16 protein-coding genes are annotated in these 17,327 nt (G+C 75.5%); 8 read left to right on the forward strand and 8 right to left on the reverse strand.

The genetic code is table 11. The annotated features are described in order from the left end of the window. Positions 1 to 111 precede the first annotated feature (111 nt). Both AB0F18_RS33055 and AB0F18_RS33060 read right to left on the reverse strand, forming a co-directional pair. Complete coding sequence (locus AB0F18_RS33055) at positions 112 to 813, reverse strand: HAD family hydrolase (RefSeq protein WP_362067356.1); 702 nt, start codon at positions 811 to 813, stop codon at positions 112 to 114. A 60-nt stretch (positions 814 to 873) separates the two neighbouring features. Next, positions 874 to 1,431 (reverse strand): hypothetical protein, encoded by a 558-nt coding sequence (locus AB0F18_RS33060; RefSeq protein WP_362067358.1) that lies wholly within the window; start codon positions 1,429 to 1,431, stop codon positions 874 to 876. Positions 1,432 to 1,721: 290 nt separating this feature from the next. Here AB0F18_RS33060 and AB0F18_RS33065 point away from each other — a divergent pair, with 290 nt between their 5' ends. Together AB0F18_RS33065 and AB0F18_RS33070 are read left to right on the forward strand one after the other, a co-directional pair. Then, positions 1,722 to 3,506 carry a thiamine pyrophosphate-requiring protein gene (locus tag AB0F18_RS33065; protein ID WP_362067360.1) on the forward strand — a complete coding sequence of 595 codons (1,785 nt, stop codon included), beginning with the start codon at positions 1,722 to 1,724 and terminating at the stop codon, positions 3,504 to 3,506. After that, a complete protein-coding gene (locus tag AB0F18_RS33070) occupies positions 3,506 to 6,481 on the forward strand; it encodes an FAD-linked oxidase C-terminal domain-containing protein (RefSeq protein ID WP_362067362.1) in 2,976 nt (991 codons plus the stop codon). The genes AB0F18_RS33065 and AB0F18_RS33070 overlap by 1 nt, the downstream gene beginning before the upstream one ends. A 7-nt stretch (positions 6,482 to 6,488) precedes the next feature. Here AB0F18_RS33070 and AB0F18_RS33075 read toward each other — a convergent pair whose 3' ends face one another. From AB0F18_RS33075 to AB0F18_RS33085, 3 genes are read right to left on the reverse strand one after another with little or no spacing between them, the layout of a single operon-like run. Continuing rightward, a complete protein-coding gene (locus AB0F18_RS33075; protein WP_362067364.1) occupies positions 6,489 to 7,526 on the reverse strand; it encodes an SDR family oxidoreductase in 1,038 nt (345 codons plus the stop codon). A gap of 40 nt (positions 7,527 to 7,566) precedes the next feature. Beyond that, positions 7,567 to 8,109, reverse strand: coding sequence for a hemerythrin domain-containing protein (locus AB0F18_RS33080; protein ID WP_362067366.1), 543 nt, complete (start codon positions 8,107 to 8,109; stop codon positions 7,567 to 7,569). Between the two features lie 10 nt (positions 8,110 to 8,119). Then, a complete protein-coding gene (locus tag AB0F18_RS33085; protein ID WP_362067368.1) occupies positions 8,120 to 8,638 on the reverse strand; it encodes a DUF6328 family protein in 519 nt (172 codons plus the stop codon). A 152-nt stretch (positions 8,639 to 8,790) separates the two neighbouring features. On the opposite strand from AB0F18_RS33085, the gene AB0F18_RS33090 reads away from it, so the two are divergent. The 3 genes from AB0F18_RS33090 (at position 8,791) to AB0F18_RS33100 (ending at position 13,039) form a co-directional block, all read left to right on the forward strand. After that, positions 8,791 to 9,921: an enolase C-terminal domain-like protein gene (locus AB0F18_RS33090; protein ID WP_362067370.1), complete on the forward strand. Its 1,131-nt coding sequence runs from the start codon at positions 8,791 to 8,793 to the stop codon at positions 9,919 to 9,921. A gap of 61 nt (positions 9,922 to 9,982) precedes the next feature. Continuing rightward, complete coding sequence (locus AB0F18_RS33095) at positions 9,983 to 11,764, forward strand: glycoside hydrolase family 15 protein (protein WP_362067372.1); 1,782 nt, start codon at positions 9,983 to 9,985, stop codon at positions 11,762 to 11,764. A gap of 36 nt (positions 11,765 to 11,800) precedes the next feature. Continuing rightward, positions 11,801 to 13,039, forward strand: coding sequence for a hypothetical protein (locus AB0F18_RS33100; RefSeq protein ID WP_362067374.1), 1,239 nt, complete (start codon positions 11,801 to 11,803; stop codon positions 13,037 to 13,039). A 16-nt stretch (positions 13,040 to 13,055) separates the two neighbouring features. Here AB0F18_RS33100 and AB0F18_RS33105 read toward each other — a convergent pair whose 3' ends face one another. Beyond that, positions 13,056 to 14,177, reverse strand: a complete 1,122-nt coding sequence (locus AB0F18_RS33105; RefSeq protein WP_362067376.1) for an ABC transporter substrate-binding protein — start codon at positions 14,175 to 14,177, stop codon at positions 13,056 to 13,058. A 140-nt stretch (positions 14,178 to 14,317) separates the two neighbouring features. On the opposite strand from AB0F18_RS33105, the gene AB0F18_RS33110 reads away from it, so the two are divergent. Next, a complete protein-coding gene (locus AB0F18_RS33110; protein WP_362067378.1) occupies positions 14,318 to 14,974 on the forward strand; it encodes a maleylpyruvate isomerase N-terminal domain-containing protein in 657 nt (218 codons plus the stop codon). Positions 14,975 to 15,028: 54 nt separating this feature from the next. Beyond that, positions 15,029 to 15,199, forward strand: coding sequence for a hypothetical protein (locus tag AB0F18_RS33115; protein ID WP_362067380.1), 171 nt, complete (start codon positions 15,029 to 15,031; stop codon positions 15,197 to 15,199). A gap of 37 nt (positions 15,200 to 15,236) precedes the next feature. On the opposite strand, the gene AB0F18_RS33120 is transcribed toward AB0F18_RS33115, so the two are convergent. Both AB0F18_RS33120 and AB0F18_RS33125 read right to left on the reverse strand, forming a co-directional pair. After that, positions 15,237 to 15,431, reverse strand: coding sequence for a hypothetical protein (locus AB0F18_RS33120; RefSeq protein ID WP_362067381.1), 195 nt, complete (start codon positions 15,429 to 15,431; stop codon positions 15,237 to 15,239). Positions 15,432 to 15,629: 198 nt separating this feature from the next. Continuing rightward, positions 15,630 to 16,907, reverse strand: coding sequence for an FAD-dependent monooxygenase (locus AB0F18_RS33125; RefSeq protein WP_362067383.1), 1,278 nt, complete (start codon positions 16,905 to 16,907; stop codon positions 15,630 to 15,632). A 171-nt stretch (positions 16,908 to 17,078) separates the two neighbouring features. Between AB0F18_RS33125 and AB0F18_RS33130 the strand changes: the two genes are divergently transcribed. Beyond that, positions 17,079 to 17,327, forward strand: a 249-nt coding sequence (locus AB0F18_RS33130; protein WP_362067384.1) for a winged helix-turn-helix domain-containing protein, incomplete at its 3' end; no start/stop codon positions are given.

Below are 17,327 nucleotides of genomic sequence, written 5' to 3' on the forward strand. Positions count from 1 at the left end.
GCGCGGGGGGCGCGGGGGCCCCCCCCCGCCCGGGGGGCCGGGGCGGCCGCGGCGCCCGGGGCGGGGCCCCCCGCCCCCCCGCCCCGGTCGGCCGCCGCGGGCGCGCCCGGCTCATCCCCCGGCCGGCAGGGCCTGGCGGATCAGGGGGCTGGAGTCGAGGGCGCGGAGGAGTTCCGGCGGGTCGCGGTAGACGGTGACCGGTCCCGCGGCGGTGAGTTCGGCCTCCGAGATGCCGCCCGTGAGGAGGCCGACGCAGGGGACGCCGGCGCGGGCGGCGGCCTTGACGTCCCAGACGGTGTCGCCGACGAACACGGCCTCCTCCGGGGCGGCGTCGATCAGGGCGAGCGCCTGCTGGACCAGGTCGGGGGCGGGTTTGGACCGGTCGACGTCGTCGGCGGAGGTGGCGCCGGCGATCACGTCGTCCACACCGAGCGCCGAGCGGATGGCCTCGACCTCGTCGGCGGAGGCGGAACTCGCCAGGACGATCCGCAGCCCCCGCGCGGCGATCGCGCGGAGCAGGTCGGGGGCCCGGTCCAGGACGGGGAGGGAGTCGAACCAGGCGGCGTACAGGGCGTGGTGGGCGTCCCGCAGCCGCTGGTCGTTGCGGTGGTCGTGCTCGGCGCCCAGGAGGTGTTCCAGGATGCGGTCGCCGCCCATGCCGATGGCCCGGTGGATGCGGGCCATGGGGACGTCGTGCCCGTTCTGGTGCAGGGCCTGCCACCAGGTCAGGGCGTGCAGGTAGTTGGTGTCGACGAGGGTGCCGTCGAGGTCGAAGAGGGCGGCTCGCGGCCGGTGGTCCGTGCTGGTGGTCATGGTGGGACAGCGTCCTTCCGGTCGTGCGCGCGGGGCCGTGCCTCCGCCGGGGGAACGGGTTCAGGCGGTGGCGAGGCGTCGGCGGTCGGGGCTGGGCTGGGGTGGTGCGAAGGTGCGGGCGACGGCGTCGGCGCGCAGCTCCTCCAGCGCGTCGATCTGCCGGCCGGCGCGGACGGCGAGGAGTCCGACGGCGTCACCGTCGATCCGCGGGTCCCGGCGGGCGGTGATCGACAGGGCGCGCCACAGGGCGAGTTTGCCCTCAACTCCGAGCCGCAGCATCTCCAGTTCGAGCACGTCGCTGAGGGGTGAACGGCGGACGAGCCGTGCGTTGGGTTTCAGGTGGCCCGCCTTTTCGCCGAGGCGCGCCATCATGCTCCGGACCCGCTTCTCGGACACGCCCAGCCGGGCCATGATCTGCCGCAGGCTGTCGCGGTCCTCGTCGATCTGGCCCCGGAGTTCGTCCAGGATCCGGCCCGTGCGGGTGCCCCGGTGGGCACGGGTCATACGGCGTACGAGGGCCGCTCCGGCGGCCGAGCCCGCCAGGTGGTCGTTGAGGTAGATCGCGAGGAGCCGGTCCGGGCCGGGCCCGGACGGGGAACGCTCTGGGCGGCGGTTCATCTGCGCGCCTCCGGTTCGTACGGAACGGACACCGGGCCGCGCCGGCCCGGTACGGAGACGGCCGGGGCCGGCGTCCGGCGCCCGGGCGGTGGCCGGCGGCGCGCTTCCGCTGCCCGCGCGCCTTCCCCCGGCCCCGCCGCCCAAACGGCGGCCGCGTTTCGTGGGTGCGGGCCCGGGCAGGCGCAGCCAGGGGCCGGCAGGCCCGGCGCGTTCCGCCGTCCCGGAGGGAGTCACGGCCCGGGGCCGCGGCACGACGCGTCCGACGGCGACGAGCAGGAGGGAACAGGACGATGAAGGTAGCCGACTACGTGTTGCAGCGCCTGCGGGAGTGGGACGTCGAGCACGTCTTCGCCTATCCCGGAGACGGGATCAACGGGCTCCTCGCCGCCTGGGGGCGGGCGAAGGACCAGCCCCGGTTCATCCAGGCCCGGCACGAGGAGATGGCCGCCTTCCAGGCCGTCGGCTACGCGAAGTTCTCAGGCCGGACCGGGGTGTGCGCGGCGACCTCCGGCCCCGGGGCCATCCACCTGCTCAACGGGCTGTACGACGCGAAGCTCGACCACGTCCCGGTGGTCGCGATCGTGGGGCAGACCGACCGCAGCGCGATGGGCGGCTCGTACCAGCAGGAGGTGGACCTGCTCTCCCTCTACAAGGACGTGGCCTCCGAGTTCTGCCAGATGGTCACGGTCCCCGAGCAGCTGCCCAACGTCCTGGACAGGGCCCTGCGCATCGCCGCGACCCGCCGCACCGTGACGGCCGTGATCATCCCCGCCGACGTGCAGGAACTCGACCACGAGGCGCCCGCGCACGCGTTCAAGCAGGTCCCCTCCAGCCTCGGTGTCGCCCGCTACGCTCCCGTCCCCGCCGACGAGGAACTGGAGCGGGCGGCGCGGATCCTCAACGCCGGCGAGCGGCCCGCGATCCTCATCGGGCAGGGTGCCCGGCACGCCCGCGCGGAGGTCGAGCAGGTCGCCGACCTCCTCGGCGCCGGCGTCGCGAAGGCGCTGCTGGGCAAGGACGCGCTGCCCGACACCCTGCCGTACGTCACCGGGTCGATCGGCCTGCTGGGCACGCGGCCCTCGTACGAGATGATGCGGGACTGCGACACCCTGCTGGTGGTCGGCTCCAGCTTCCCCTACACGCAGTTCCTGCCGGAGTTCGGTCAGGCCCGCGCCGTGCAGATCGACATCGAGCCGACCTTGGTCGGGCTGCGCTACCCCTTCGAGCTGAACCTCGTCGGTGACGCCGCCGAAACCCTGCGCCGCCTGCTCCCGCTGCTGGACCGGCGCCGCGACGGTGCCTGGCGCGACGGCATCGAGGCCGGGACGGAGCGCTGGTGGGAGGTGATGGAGCGGCGCTCCCGGGTGACCGCCGACCCGATCAACCCCGAGTACGTGGTCCATGCGCTGGACGCGCTGCTACCGGAGGACGCGATCATCACCGCGGACTCCGGTTCGGCGGCCAACTGGTACGCCCGGCACCTGCGGATGCGCGAAGGCATGCGCGGCTCTCTCTCCGGCACCCTCGCGACGATGGGCCCCGGGGTGCCGTACCTGATCGGCGCCAAGTTCGCCCACCCCGACCGCCCCGGGATCGCGCTCGTCGGCGACGGGGCCATGCAGATGAACGGGATGGCGGAGCTCATCACCGCCGCGAAGTACTACGCGGAGTGGTCGGATCCGCGGCTGGTGGTGGCGGTTCTGAACAACCAGGACCTGAACCAGGTCACCTGGGAGATGCGCGCCATGCAGGGCGCCCCCCAGTTCGAGGCCTCCCAGGCCATCCCGGACGTCCCGTACGCCCAGGTGGCCGCCCTGTTCGGCCTCGGCGGGGTACGCGTGGAGCGGCCCGAGGACGTGGAACCGGCCTGGCGGCAGGCCCTGGCGGCGGACCGGCCGTTCGTCATCGACTTCCGGACGGACCCGGCCGTGCCGCCGATCCCGCCGCATGCCACCTGGGAGCAGATCAAGGCCTCCGCCAAGGCGGTGCTCCACGGTGACAGCGACCGCGGATCCGTGGTGCGCCAGGGGCTGAAGGCGAAGGTCCAGGACTTCCTGCCCGGAGGGGCGGACTGATGGCGGCTGTCGGCGGCCCGGTCGACCTCGCGGGGCTGGAACGCGCCCTGCGGGCCGAGGTGGACGGCGAGGTCCGCTTCGACGCGGGCAGCCGGGGCGCGTACTCGACCGACGCCTCCAACTACCGGCAGGTCCCGCTCGGGGTGGTCCTGCCCCGCTCGGTGGAGGCCGGGGCCCGGGCGGTCGCGGTCTGCGCCCGCTTCTCCGCGCCCGTCCTGTCCCGGGGCGGCGGGACGAGCCTGGGCGGGCAGTGCACCAACACGGCCGTGGTCGTCGACTGGACCAAGTACTGCGACCGGCTCGTCTCGGTGGACCCGGGGGCGCGCAGCTGCGTCGTCGAACCCGGTATCGCCCTGGACGAGCTCAACCGGCAACTGGAGCCGTACGGGCTGAAGTTCGGGCCCAAACCGGCCACGCACAGCCACTGCACGCTCGGCGGGATGATCGGCAACAACAGCTGCGGGGCCTCGGCCCAGGCCTACGGCAAGACCGCCGACAACGTGCGGCGCCTGGAGGTCCTCACCTACGCCGGGGACCGCTTCTGGGCCGGTCCCACCGGCCCTGAGGAGTACGAGCGGATCCTGGCCGGCGGCGGCGCCCGCGCCCGGCTCCACCGGGGGCTGAAGGACATCGCCGCTCGCCACCTCGCCGAGATCCGCCGGGGCTACCCGAAGATCCCCCGGCGGGTGTCGGGGTACAACCTGGACGCCCTGCTCCCGGAGAACGGCTTCGACGTGGCCCGGGCCCTGGTGGGCAGCGAGGGCACCCTGGTGACCGTCCTGCGGGCGGAACTCGCCCTGGTCGAGGTGCCGGCCGCGGAGGCCCTGCTGGTCCTCGGCTTCGAGGACGTCTACGCCGCCGCCGACGCCGTCCCCGCCGTACTGGAGCACAGCCGGCCCGCCCAGCTGGAAGCGGTCGACGGCCGCATGGCCCAGCTGATGCGCGAGGAGCACGTCCACCTCCACTCGCTGGAGCTGCTGCCCGACGGAGACGCCTGGCTCCTCGTCCAGTTCACCGGCGGGAGCGAGGAGGAGGTGGACGGGCAGGCGTACGGGCTGCTGCGCGCCCTCGGCCGCGCCGAGGACGACCCCTCGGTGGCCTTCTCCGACGACCCGCCCCGGGAGCAGGAGTTCCTCAAGGCACGGGAGGCCGGCCTCGGGGTGACCGCCCGGCCGCCCGACGGCTCGGAGACCTGGGAGGGCTGGGAGGACTCCGCCGTCCCGCCCGAGCGGCTGGGCGACTACCTGCGCGACCTGGAGCGGCTGTTCCGGCGGTACGGCTACCAGCAGGCCTCCCTGTACGGGCACTTCGGCCAGGGCTGCGTGCACACCCGGATCCCGTTCGGGCTGCGCGACGCCGGGGGCGTGGCGGCGTTCCGGGCGTTCCTCTTCGACGCGGCCGAGCTGGTGTCCTCGTACGGCGGGTCGCTGTCGGGGGAGCACGGCGACGGGCAGGCCCGCGGCGAGCTCCTGCCGCGCATGTTCGGCCCGGCGCTCGTGGAGGCGATGGGCGAGGTCAAGGCGCTCTTCGACCCCGGGAACCGGATGAACCCGGGGAAGGTGGTCGACCCGCACCGGGTCGACGCCGACCTGCGCCTGGGCCCCGGCTGGCGGCCCCGGCCGCACCGGGGGACGTACTTCGCGTACTCCGAGGACGGGCACGACTTCAAGCGGGCCGTGCAGCGGTGCGTGGGCATCGGCAACTGCCGTACCCACGAGGGCGGGGTGATGTGCCCCTCGTACCGGGCCACGCTGGAGGAGGAGCACTCCACGCGCGGCCGGGCGCGGCTGCTGTTCGAGATGCTGGACGGGCACGGGGACTCCCCCGTCTCCGGCGGGTGGCGCTCCACCGAGGTGCGCGACGCGCTCGACCTGTGCCTGTCCTGCAAGGGCTGCGCGTCCGACTGCCCGGTGGGGGTGGACATGGCCACGTACAAGGCCGAGTTCCTCGCCCACCACTACCGGTGGCGGCCGCGGCCGCCGTCGCACTACTCCCTGGGCTGGCTGCCGCTGTGGGCGCGGCTCGCGCGCACGAGCCCCGGCCTGGTCAACGCCGCCCTGCGGGCGCCGGTCCTGAGCGGGCTGGGGAAGCTCGCGGCGGGCGTGGACCCGCGCCGGGCGGCGCCGGCGTTCGCCGCCGAGTCCTTCCAGGAAGCCTGGCGGCGCGCGGACCGTCCCGTCCCCCGTCCGGATGACCCGCGCACGGTGCTGCTGTGGCCGGACACCTTCACCAACCACTTCCACCCGCACGTCGCCCGCGCCGCCGTCCGCGTCCTGGAGGACGCGGGCTTCCGCGTGACGGTGCCCGCCGGTGCGCTCTGCTGCGGCCTGACGTGGATCTCCACCGGCCAGCTGGGGACCGCCCGCCGCGTACTGGAGCGCACCACGCGGATCCTGCGCCCGTGGCTGGAGGCCGGTACGCCGGTGGTCGCGCTGGAGCCCTCGTGCGCGGCCGCGCTGCGGTCCGACGCGCCCGAGCTGCTCGCCGGGGACGAGGAGGTCCGGCGGCTGGCCGCGCAGACGCGTACGTTCGCCGAGCAGCTCGTCCACCACGCCCCCGGCGGGTGGCGTCCGCCGCGGACGGGACGGGCGGCGACCGTGCAGACCCACTGCCACCAGTACGCCGAGCTCGGCACGGGGCCGGACCGGGAGCTGATGCGGCGCGCCGGGCTCGACGCCGACGTGCTGGACGCCGGCTGCTGCGGGCTGGCCGGGAACTTCGGCTTCGAGCGCGGGCACTACGAGCTGTCCATGGCCATCGCCGAGCAGGGCGTGCTGCCCGCCGTGCGCGCCACCGCCGCCGACGCCTTCGTCCTGGCGGACGGCTTCAGCTGCCGCACGCAGATCGAGCAGGGCGGCACGGGACGCCGGGCCCTGCACCTGGCGGAGGCCCTCGCCCTCGCCCTGGACGGCCCGCCCCCGGCGGGCCGTCCGGAACGGGGCGCTCCGAGCGGGGTGCGCGGGGGCCCGTGGTGAGCGGGGCTCAGCGGCATGTGGTCCTGTGCCGGCGCAGGGCCGCCAGGGTGAGGGCCGTCGCCGTCACCGCCGCGCCGGTCCACAGCAGGCGGGGGCGGCGGGCGGCCCAGGCCTCTGCGGAGCGGGCGTGGGAGCGGTCGTCGAAGGAGCCGTGGGCGCCGAAGTCCCGGCCGCCGGTGCCGTCGAGGGGGCGCCACAGGTTGTGGGGGCGCATGTCGCCGTCCGGGACGGAGGTCTGCTGGGAGTCGTACCCGGTACGGGCCAGGTAGCGGTCCAGCAGGCCGGGGGCGATCCGGTTGGCCATCAGGGTGACGAGGCCGGCACCGCCCACGGTGTACATGCGGCGCCCGGGATGGTCGGCCGCGTGGACGATGGCGCGGGCGGCCACCTCCGGCTGGTAGATCGGCGGGACGGGCTGCGGGCGGCGCGGCATCCGCGACAGGCCCCAGGAGAACTGCGGGGTGTTGACGGCCGGCAGCTGGACCACCGTCACCTTCACCCGGCTGCCGCGGTGCAGCAGCTCGGTGCGGACGGCGGAGGTGAAGCCCTGGACGGCGTGCTTGGCGCCGCAGTACGCGGACTGCAGCGGGATGGCGCGCTCGCCGAGGACGGATCCGACCTGGACGATCGTCCCCGAGTTCCGGGGCAGCATCCGGTCCAGCGCGGCCCTCGTGCCGTGGACGTAGCCGAGGTAGGTGACCTCCGTGACCCGCCGGAACTCCTCGGGCCGGATCTCCTCGAACGGTGCGAAGACGGTGGTGAAGGCCACGTTGACCCACACGTCGACGGGCCCGAACGCGGCCTCCACCCGGTCCGCCGCCGCGGCGACCTGGGCGGCGTCGGCGACGTCGGCGGGCAGGACGAGCGGGGTGCCGCCCGCCTGCGCCACCTCGTTCGCCGCCGCTTCGAGACCGGCGCGGCCCCGGGCGATCAGCGCCACCCGGGCGCCGCGCGCCGCGAACGCGCGGGCCGTGGCACGGCCGACGCCGGCGCTGGCTCCGGTGATCACCACGGTCTGGCGGGGGCGGCTGTGGGACGTGTCCATGGCTTCGGGTTCCCTCCGGGACGACTAGGGGGTGTCCGGCCTAACGCGCGCCGGTCACGGCGTCGCTGAGCCTGCGCAGCAGCGGACGGTGCGGGCCTTCCGGGGCGCGTTCGCGCGCCTCCGCCATGCGCAGGCCGATGCCCTGCAGTTCCTTGCGGCCGACGGCGTGGCGGACCTGGGGGAACCAGTCGCCCTCCTCCGCCGCCATGTGCCGTTCGACGGCGTCCATCAGCACCTTGGCCTTGGCGTCGTACGCCTCGTCACCGGGGTCCATGCCGGCGAGTTCGCCCGCGAGGAGGTCCGCGACGTGGTGCTCCTCGTGGAAGGCGAGGACGGTGTTCCCGGTCTCCGGCAGCAGCCGGCGCACGCCCGGGTACATGACCTCGTCCTCGACGTACGTGTGGACGCTCAGCAGGTGCAGGAGCTCGCCGACCGCCTCGGCCTTGGCGGCCGGGTCGGCGGCCGTGTGGCGCGTTCCGGCGGCGGGCGCGGGGGCCGCCTCGCCCGCGGCCCGGTAGGTGCGGATCAGCTTCCTGATCTGCCGGTGGTCCTCCCTGAGCATCACGATCGCGTCGGTGGACATGGCCGGCTCCTCACTTCTCGTCGGTGTGCCGCTCCCGCGCCCACAGCGGCAGCGCGAACCAGCACAGCAGGTACCAGGCCACCACCCCGCCGACCAGGATGGGGACGACCGCCCCGCTTGTGGCCACGCGCAGGACCAGGACGAGCGCGGAGGTGAAGGTGGCGAGCAGCAGCACGAGCCCGGTGAAGGTGAGCCGCGCGGCCCAGATCACCGCCTCGGGTTTGATCCGGCGCCCCGAGACGATCCGGTGGAAGGCCACGGGCCCGATGAGGGCGCCGGTGGCCAGCGAGCCGAGCACCACCGTTCCGATGTAGATCGACCTGTCGGTGTGCGAGAGGCCCTGGAACTGCTGGGTGAAGGCGACCGTCAGCAGGAAGCCGAAGAGGATCTGGACGCCCGTCTGGGCGACCCTGATCTCCTGCATCAGCTCCTGCCACTGCCGGTCGGCCCGTTCCTCCGTGCTCTCGTGCCGGCCCCGGTCGGATCGCGGCCCGGGAGCCGGACGTGCGGAAGCGTGCCGGTCGTTCATTGCTTCCGGTTCCTCCCGTGCGGCGTGGCACTGGTCCGCTCCGCGCCTACCCCGCCGGCCGGTGCGCACACCCCCTGTGGGCCGGACGGGACTGCGGGCGGTGCCCGGGGGTAGGCGCGGTGGGTCCACGGCGAGGAGGCGAGGAGGCCCCGATGCGTTCGCGGAACGGCTGCGGAGACACCCCGGTGGAGCGGATCTCGGTGGCCGCGTACACGGTGCCGACCGAGGCCCCGGAGGCCGACGGCACCCTGGCCTGGGAGTCCACGACCGCGGTGGTGGTGGAGGCCGACGCCGGGGGGCTGCGCGGCACCGGCTGGACCTACGCCCCGGCCGCGACCGCGGAGGTGGTCCGGGAGCTGCTGGTGGACGTGGTGTCGGGCCGCGACGCCTTCGGGGTGCCGGGGCTGCACGAGGCGATGTGCCGGGCGGTGCGCAACGCGGGACGCCCGGGGATCGCCTCGTGCGCGATCTCGGCGGTGGACATCGCCCTGTGGGACCTCAAGGCCCGCCTGCTGGGGCTGCCGCTGGCCGACCTGCTGGGGGCGGCGTGCCCGGAGGTGCCGGTGTACGGGAGCGGCGGGTTCACCTCGGACCCGGAACCCCGGCTGAGGGCGCAGCTGGAGAGGTGGGTCCACGGCCTGCACATCCCCCGCGTGAAGATCAAGATCGGGCAGGACCGGGGCCGCGCCACCGGCCGCGACCTGTCCCGGGTCGCGCTGGCCCGGGAGGTGATCGGCCCGGAGGCCGAGCTGTACGTGGACGCCAACGGCGCGTACGCGCGCGGCCAGGCACTGCGGGTGGGCCGCGAGCTCGCCGCGTACGGGGTGCGCTGGTTCGAGGAGCCTGTGTCCTCGGACGACCTGGCGGGGCTGCGGCAGCTGCGCGACCGTCTGGACTGCGACGTGGCGGCCGGGGAGTACGGGTACGACCTGCCCTACTTCGCGCGGATGACGGCGGCCGGGGCGGTGGACTGCCTGCAGGCCGACGCCACCCGCTGCGGCGGGATCACCGAGTGGCTGCGGGTCGCGGCGCTCGCGCGGTCCCAGGGACTGGGGCTGTCGGCGCACTGCGCACCGCACGTCCACGCCCATCCGGCGGCCTCCGTACCGGGGTTCCGGCACATCGAGTGGTTCCACGACCACGCCCGGCTGGAGCCCCTGCTCTTCGAGGGCGAGGGGCTGCTGGACCCGTCCGGGGGGACGGTCCGGCCGGCGGCCTCGGGAGCGCCGGGGCTGGGGCTCGCGCTGCGCCGCAGCGGCGTCGAGGAGTACCGGGTGGCCTGAGGCGCGGCCGGCCCCGCGTAAGCCCGTGCCGTCCGGGTAGCCGCCGGGCAGAGCGAGAGGGGTGAGCACCACGGACGGCCGTCGTACCGGATCCCGCCCCGGGCCCCGCCACGTCCCGAGGCCGCTGCGGGACTACGCCCTGCTGGCCGACGGGGAGCGCGGCGCGCTGACCGGGCCGGAGGGGGACGTGGTGTGGCTGTGCGTGCCCGGCTGGGACGATCCGGCGGTGTTCTCCGAACTGATCGGCGGCGCGGGCGCGTTCACCGTGCGCCCCGAGCCTTCCTGGAAGGTGTCGGGCGGCGCGTACGCCGGGGGCTCGCTGATCCGGACGGCCCGCTGGACGATGCCCGACGCCGTCGTGGAGTGCCGGGAGGCCCTGGCCGCCCCGGCCGAGCCGCACCGGGTGGTGCTGCTGCGGCGGATCCGGGCCGTGACGGGCGGCGCGCGGATGACCGTACGGCTGGCGGTGCGCGGGGACTACGGCAGCGCGCCCGCGCCGGTGCTCCGCCGGGCCGGCGGGGACCTGTGGGAGGGGACGGGCGGGGCGCTGCGGGTGCGGCTGCGGGGCCTGGCCGGGGCGCGCACCGGGCCGGACGGGGAGCTGGACGCCGTCCTGGACGTCCGCGAGGGCGGGGTACGGGACCTGGTGCTGGAGATCGGCGACCGGCCGCTCGGCGCCCCCGTCGACGCGGAATCCGCGTGGCGGCGCACGGAGGACTTCTGGGCGGCGGCCGTGCCCTCCTGCACGGGGCTGACGGCGGCCCGGGACGTACGCCAGGCGTACGCCGTCCTCACCGGCCTCACCAGCCCGCGGACCGGTGCGATGGTGGCGGCGGCGACCACCTCCTTGCCCGAACACGCCGACGCGGACCGGGACTACGACTACCGGTACGCCTGGCTGCGCGACCAGTGCTACGCGGGCCAGGCGGTGGCCCTGCACGGCCCGCACCCGCTGGCGGACGCCGCGGTGCGCGTGGTCACCGAGCGGGTGCTCGCGGACGGCCCCGGGCTGCGGCCCGCCTACCGTACCGACGGCTCGCCGGTGCCGCCCGAGCACCGGCTGCCGCTGTGCGGGTACCCGGGCGCGGCGGACCGGATCGGCAACGACGCCGGGTCCCAGTTCCAGCTCGACACCTTCGGGGAGGCACTGGAGCTCCTCGCGACCGCGGCCCGCCACGACCGCCTGCCCGAAGACGGGGTACGGGCGGCGGAGGTGGCCGGGCAGGCCCTGGAGGAGTACTGGGACCGCCCGGACGCCGGGCTGTGGGAGCTGGAGACGGCCTGGTGGACGCACTCCCGGCTGGCGGCGGTGACCGGGCTGCGGGCGGCCGCGCGGGAGATCGGCGGGCCGGCCGCGGACCGCTGGGCCGGGCTGGCGGACACGATCCTGCGCACCGCGCGCCGGCGCTGCCTGCACCCCGGGGGCCGCTGGCAGCGTTCGGCCACGGACCCCGGCCCCGACGCGGCCCTGCTGCGGCCGCTGGCCTCGCCGTACTGGCCGGACGGGGACCCGGCCGGGGCCGCCACGCGGGAGGCCGTGGCGCGGGAGCTGGCCGTGGACGGGTTCGTGTACCGGTTCCGGCAGGGCGACGGCCCGCTGGGCGAGGCGGAGGGCGCGTTCCTGCTGTGCGGGTTCCTGATGGCCTCGGCCTGCCTGGTGCACGGCAGGCCGGTGGCGGCGGGCCGCTGGTTCGAGCGGACCCGCACGGCCGCCGGTGCGGCCGGTCTGTTCGCCGAGGAGTACGACGTGGAGAGCCGTCAGCTGCGGGGCAACCTGCCGCAGGCGTTCGTGCACGCGCTGCTGCTGGAGAGCGCGGTGCGGCTGGACCGCGCCGGGGGCTGAGCGGTCCCGCCGTGGCCCTGCCGTTAGGGTGCGGTGGTGGTGATCGAGGAGAGGGTCTGGACCTGGGAGCGGGCGCTTCCGCTCAAGTACGTGCTGGTCAGCGAGGAGTGGGACGGCGAGCTGACCGTCTGGGCGCGCTGCGCCGGGGTCGACGGGCTGTTCGTCGATCCGGCCCCGCGCCGGGAGCGGCTGACGCTCGTGGGCTGCGCCCCGACCGGCCGGCTGCTCAAGGCGGCCGAGCGTTCCCGCCGCCGGCCGGGCGAGCCCGTCGACCTGGGGGCGCTCGGTCTCATCGTGGACTTCCCGGTGCCCGGGGCCGACCCCGGGGGCGACCCGTTCGACGCCTACGGCGACGACCACTGGGAGCTGCTCGCCCCCGTCCTGGTGGGCTGCGGGCCGTCCGGCGAGGACGCCTCCCTGTTCGACCTGGTCGTCGAGGCGGAGGTCGACGGGCCCGTGCGGCGCGGCGAGCCCGCGGACGCCGAATGGCGGCTGTTCAACGGGCCGGGCGGGGGGAGCCTGGGCGGGTGCCGACGGGTCGAGGGCCTGTACGGCGACCGGCCCTTCCCCGCGTCGCCGCCCCTGCGGCTGATCGGCTGTGAGCCCGGCGAGTCGTTGCTGCGCCGGCTGGTGCGGCCCCGCGGCGACGGTGATCGCGTCGCGCTGCTCGCCGTGGACCGGAGCGGCCGGGTCATGCGCCACCCGGAGCCCATGCCGCTGCGGGTGCTCGCCTCCCGCCCGTCCGTGCTCGGCGGGGCCCTGGTGGACCTGTGGCTGGCCGAGGGCCCCGCCGACCGGCCCGTCCCGGCGGCCCGGCCGGTGTGGGAGGCCTGGTTCGAGGGTCCGCCGGCCGAGCCCGGCGCGTGGGCCGCGTTCCCGTCGGAGGGGCGGGCCGAGTGGGCGGCCTTCACCGCCGCCCGTCAGGACGCCGGCCGGCCCCTGCCCGGCCCCGTACGGCACCTCGACGGCCGGCACGTCACCGATGTGCCGGGGCTGCTGTGCGCGATCGGCGAGGCGGTGGCGGGCCCCGGCGGCCACTACCCCCAGTGCTGGCACACCCTGCGGGGCTGCCCGTGCGGCGGCGATCGGCCGCCCTCGCCGTTCACGCTGGTCTGGCACGAAGCCGGCGTGGCCCGGAGCGCCCTCGCCGCGGTGACCGTGGACACGGCGGGCGAGACCCCGTACGTGGACGACGTCCTTCGGCTGCTCGCGGGCGTCGGCGTCACCGTCGTCGAGGACCCGGCTCCGATGACGGCGGCGCCGCCCGCGGGCTGACCGGCGGGCCGCCTTCTCAGCCGGAGTGGAGGACCCGGAAGCGATCGGGGTGGGCCGGGTCCCGGTCGGCGATCCGGACCGGCGGCCATGCCCATTGCCAGACGCCGATGCCGGGCACGCGGGAGAACCGGATCTGCCCCCGGGTGCCGTCGACCACGACGTGCGGCCAGGCTTCGGCGGTGCGCGCCCGGTCGTCCGTGCCGTGGGAGCGCAGGGCCTCGGCGAGGACGGCGATCGTGTCGTAGCCCTCGAAGGCGACGAAGGAGGGCGCTTCGCCCAGCCGCTCGCGCAGGGCCGTCCCGACGCGCTCGCCGTGCGGACCGAGGCGCTCGGGCAGGTAGCGCAGGAACGGGATCCCGGCGCCGTCCTCGCCCAGCAGGGCCGCCCATTCGGCGAACTCCGGCTGGCCGGCGGGGGCGCCGATGAGGAGGTCGGCGAGGCGCCGGTCGCGGCGGACGGCCCTGACGACCGGTACCGCCGGTTCCGGGTGCCCGACCAGGAGGAGCAGCGCGGTCGCCCGACGGGCGAGGAGTTCCTCGCACACGGCTGCGGGGGTGAGGGTGCGCATGTCGAGTTCGGTGACGGTGGCGCCCCGCGGAGCGAGGCGGTCCCGCAGGATGCGCGTCCCGGACGCCCAGTAGACGCTCGGGTCGGCGGCGACGGCGATCCGGCGGTGGCCCGCGCCGAGGAGGAAGTCGGCGTAGGTCCGCCAGCCGTGGGACTGTGCGGGGGCGAGGCGCGCGACCCGTTCCGTCGGCTGTCCGGTGAGCGTGTCGAGTACCGCCGACGAGCAGAGGAACGGCAGGCCGAGGGCGTCGGCCCGGGTGGCGGCGGCGCGGGCGACGACGCTGTGGTACTCCCCCGCCACGGCGGCCACGCCCAGCCCTGCCAGTTCGTCCACGGCCGCCTCGGCCCTCCCGGGGTCGGCGGCGGTGTCCCGGACCAGCAGCTCCAGGGGCCGTCCGGCGATCCCGCCGGCCTCGTTGACCTCGTGGACGGCCAGCTCCAGCCCGGCGAGCAGGTGCCGGCCTGCCTCGACCCAGCCGGGGCGGGTCAGCGGGACGAGAGCGCCGATCCGGACGGCCGGGCCGTCGGTCCGCTGCGCTCCGGGCGTCGACGGCTTCGTGTTCGCGTTCATGCGGTGGCGTCTTCCATGCCGGCCATTGCATCCGCCGCCTCCGCCCGCGGGCAAGCGGTTTTCGTGGGGCGGGGAGGGGTGGCCAACGGCCGTTGCACGCCTCGTCGTCCGGGGCGGCGGCAGGGCGCTACCGTGCCGGCATGGACCTCTTCTCGCGTTCGTGGACGGCCCTGCGCGCGGCGGTCGCCGCACTCCCGGACCAGGACTTCGAGCGGCCGTCCGGCTGTGCCGGCTGGCTCGTGCGGGACCTGGTGTGCCACCTGGTCATCGATGCCCAGGACGTCCTGATCACCCTGGTCACGCCGTCCGCGGCCGAGCCGACCGTGGACGCCGTCAGCTATTGGAAGCTCGTCGACCCGCCGACCGGGGAGGACCCGCTCGACGCCCTGGTCCCCCGGCTGGCAGCGGCGTACGGCGAGCCGCGGTGGCTCACCTTCCACCTCGACGACGTCGGCTCCGCCGCAGGCCGGGCCGCCGGACTCGCCGATCCCGCCGCCCGCGTCAGCACCCAGGGCGAGGTGCTGACCGTCGCCGACTACCTGTCCGCGTACGTCCTCGAATGGACGCTGCACCACCTCGACCTGATCATGTACCTGCCGTCCGCCCCGCCGCCGCCCGCCGAAACCCTCGCGGCGGCGCGCACGGCACTGGAACGGATCGCCGGCGCCGCCTTCCCCGCCTCGCTGTCCGACCGGGACGCGCTGCTGATCGGCACGGGGCGCCGGCCGCCGACCGCCGCCGAGGAAGCCGCACTGGGCGGCGCCCTCCGCGCGCAACTCCCGCTCGTCCTCGGCTGATCCGGCCCCGCCGATAGATAAGATCATCTTCTGCACAACGGAAAGGAAATCGCAATGAAGACGAACGAAACGATCACCTGGGCGGCAGTGGGCATCCTGCTGGTACTCGCCCTGGTCGCCCCGCTCTTCGGGGACAGCCCGAGCGGCGTGGTCATACCCCTGCTGCTCGCCATGACCTTCGCCGGCGCCGCCCTCACGCTGCGGAAGAAGGCCGCGACCGGCTGACCCTCCCGGCCGCCGGCCGTCCTTGGGCGACCGCCGGTCAGTGGCCGTCGGGAGGGCACTCCCCGGCTTCCTGCCGGAGGTCGATCTCGGTGCGCCGCATGAACCGCGCCCACCCTTCGGCGGCACGGGCGCGCAGGGCAAGTCTCGGCGTTCCCGGCTCCGGCTCCTCCAGGTCGAAGGTCCGTCCGCTGGCACCGGGCTTCCTGCGGGGAAGTGAGGGGGTGGTGGACATGCGCGTTGCTCCTCTCCGACGGGGACGCGACGGGCCGGAGGCGGGGCGAGGACCGGGGGTGCCCGGGGTGCCCGCAACCCGTTGCGAGGGGGAGCACTTCCGGAGCGGGCGCGCGGCTCCGGGGTGCGGTGACCACCTTCGCTGCCGGACGGCCGATCCATCAACAGCCCTGCCCGGGTGGATCTGGGCCGGGACGCATCACACACCCTCGGATTGACCGCGTTTCGACGGACCTGCCGGGAATGACGCGGGCGGCGCCCCGGCACCGGCGGCGAGACCGTACTCCGGCAGGGCGATGTCCCCGGCCTTGGCGAACTGCCCGGCGAACAGGTTCCGCATCGGCCGGCGGGTCATCGAGCGCATGGACAGGTCGCGCAGCCGGATGCCGAGCCGGCTCGACGGCGCGTACCCGCCGGCGCCGCCGGGCGGCAGCTGCTGGGCCCGGGTCACGTAGGGGCGCAGGACGGTGTCGTAGCGGCGGAAGGCGACGGTGTGGTCGCCCCCGGCGGCGGCGAGTTCGCCGGCCAGGACGTAGGCGCCGACCAGGGCCAGGCTGGTGCCGAGTCCGGTCAGCGGGGTCGCGCAGTATCCGGCGTCGCCGAGCAGCGCCACGCGGCCGCGCGACCAGCCGTCGAGGCGGACCTGGCCCATGGAGTCGAGGAAGAAGTCGGGGGCGGTGCGCATCGCCCGCAGCAGGCGCGGGACCTCCCAGCCGACATGGGCGAAGCGCCGTGCCACGAGCTCCCGTTGGGCGGCGGTGTCGCGGCGGTCGTACGCGATCGGCTGCGACCGGAAGCTGAAGCCGGCCTTGATCTCGCCGGGGAGGCGGCCGGGCCGGGCCGAGGCGACCAGGCCGCCGGGCGCGTTGTGCATCAGGTACCAGCCGTCGAGGTCCCAGTCGTGCTCGGTGGCGGTGAACCAGGCCGTGTAGAGGCCGAGCGGGCGGACGAGGTCCCGTTCCGGGCCGAAGGCCAGTGCGCGCACCGCGGAGTGCGGCCCGTCCGCGCCGACGACGAGCGCGAACCGGCGTGGCGGGGCCTTCTCGAAGGTGACGGTGACGGTGTCCGCGGCCGCGCCCTGGTCGATCCCGGTGATGGTGTCGTCGAAGAGGTACTCCGTGTCCGGCAGGGTGGCCTCGTACAGCAGACGGGCGAGGTCTCCGCGCAGGATCTCGATCTCGGAGACGATCCCCTCGCCCCCGAAGGCGTCGGCGGGCATCCGGGCGGTGGTGCGGCCGGAGGCGTCGACGAGGGCGAGGCCGCGCTGGTCGACGCTCTCCGCCCTGGCCCGTTCCATCAGGCCCATCCGTTCGATCACGGTGCGGCCCGCGCCGCGCAGGTCCACGGTCTGCCCGCCCGGCCGGGGCGCCGGAGCGCGCTCCACGACCGTGACGGCGAAGCCGGCCCTGCGTAGCCAGTACGCCAGCGCCGGCCCTGCGATGCCGGCACCGCTGATGAGTATCCCGTTGTTTGCCATGCCGTGAATGTACGCCGTACGCAAGCCGCCGACAAGCCAAAAATCCCCTAGTTACGTAGGGGCTTACAAGATAGCGCACTAGTACGGTGAGCCGGGGCGAGCACAGGTTCGCGCGGATAGCCCCGGGTCGGCGGCTAGGATGGCGGTCATCCAGGTGCACTAGTGCGGAGGATGTCGGTGGGCGGACGGGCGGTACCGCGCTACAGCCAGATCACGGCGGAGCTGCGGCGGCGGATCGAGACGGGCGAACTGGCGCCGGGCGACCGCGTGCCGTCGACCCGCGAGATCACCCGGCAGTGGGACGTGGCCATGGCCACCGCGAGCAAGGTCCTCTCCGAGCTGCGCCGCGAGGGCCTGGTCAGCGCCGTCCCCGGCGTCGGGACGGTCGTGACGGCCCCGGGCCGCCCGGCGCGCGCCGCC

The organism is Streptomyces sp. NPDC029216 (assembly GCF_040648015.1).
In the GTDB taxonomy this organism is placed as follows: domain Bacteria; phylum Actinomycetota; class Actinomycetes; order Streptomycetales; family Streptomycetaceae; genus Streptomyces.

What these genes read in the sequence shown, in the direction of transcription:
- AB0F18_RS33080 (WP_362067366.1), bottom strand. Translation starts at nt 8,109, where the DNA reads ATGTCCACCGACGCGATCGTGATGCTCAGGGAGGACCACCGGCAGATC.
- AB0F18_RS33120 (WP_362067381.1), bottom strand. Translation starts at nt 15,431, where the DNA reads ATGTCCACCACCCCCTCACTTCCCCGCAGGAAGCCCGGTGCCAGCGGA.
- AB0F18_RS33060 (WP_362067358.1), bottom strand. Translation starts at nt 1,431, where the DNA reads ATGAACCGCCGCCCAGAGCGTTCCCCGTCCGGGCCCGGCCCGGACCGG.
- AB0F18_RS33070 (WP_362067362.1), top strand. Translation starts at nt 3,506, where the DNA reads ATGGCGGCTGTCGGCGGCCCGGTCGACCTCGCGGGGCTGGAACGCGCC.
- AB0F18_RS33125 (WP_362067383.1), bottom strand. Translation starts at nt 16,907, where the DNA reads ATGGCAAACAACGGGATACTCATCAGCGGTGCCGGCATCGCAGGGCCG.
- AB0F18_RS33110 (WP_362067378.1), top strand. Translation starts at nt 14,318, where the DNA reads ATGGACCTCTTCTCGCGTTCGTGGACGGCCCTGCGCGCGGCGGTCGCC.
- AB0F18_RS33055 (WP_362067356.1), bottom strand. Translation starts at nt 813, where the DNA reads ATGACCACCAGCACGGACCACCGGCCGCGAGCCGCCCTCTTCGACCTC.
- AB0F18_RS33075 (WP_362067364.1), bottom strand. Translation starts at nt 7,526, where the DNA reads ATGGACACGTCCCACAGCCGCCCCCGCCAGACCGTGGTGATCACCGGA.
- AB0F18_RS33115 (WP_362067380.1), top strand. Translation starts at nt 15,029, where the DNA reads ATGAAGACGAACGAAACGATCACCTGGGCGGCAGTGGGCATCCTGCTG.
- AB0F18_RS33090 (WP_362067370.1), top strand. Translation starts at nt 8,791, where the DNA reads ATGCGTTCGCGGAACGGCTGCGGAGACACCCCGGTGGAGCGGATCTCG.
- AB0F18_RS33085 (WP_362067368.1), bottom strand. Translation starts at nt 8,638, where the DNA reads ATGAACGACCGGCACGCTTCCGCACGTCCGGCTCCCGGGCCGCGATCC.
- AB0F18_RS33105 (WP_362067376.1), bottom strand. Translation starts at nt 14,177, where the DNA reads ATGAACGCGAACACGAAGCCGTCGACGCCCGGAGCGCAGCGGACCGAC.
- AB0F18_RS33065 (WP_362067360.1), top strand. Translation starts at nt 1,722, where the DNA reads ATGAAGGTAGCCGACTACGTGTTGCAGCGCCTGCGGGAGTGGGACGTC.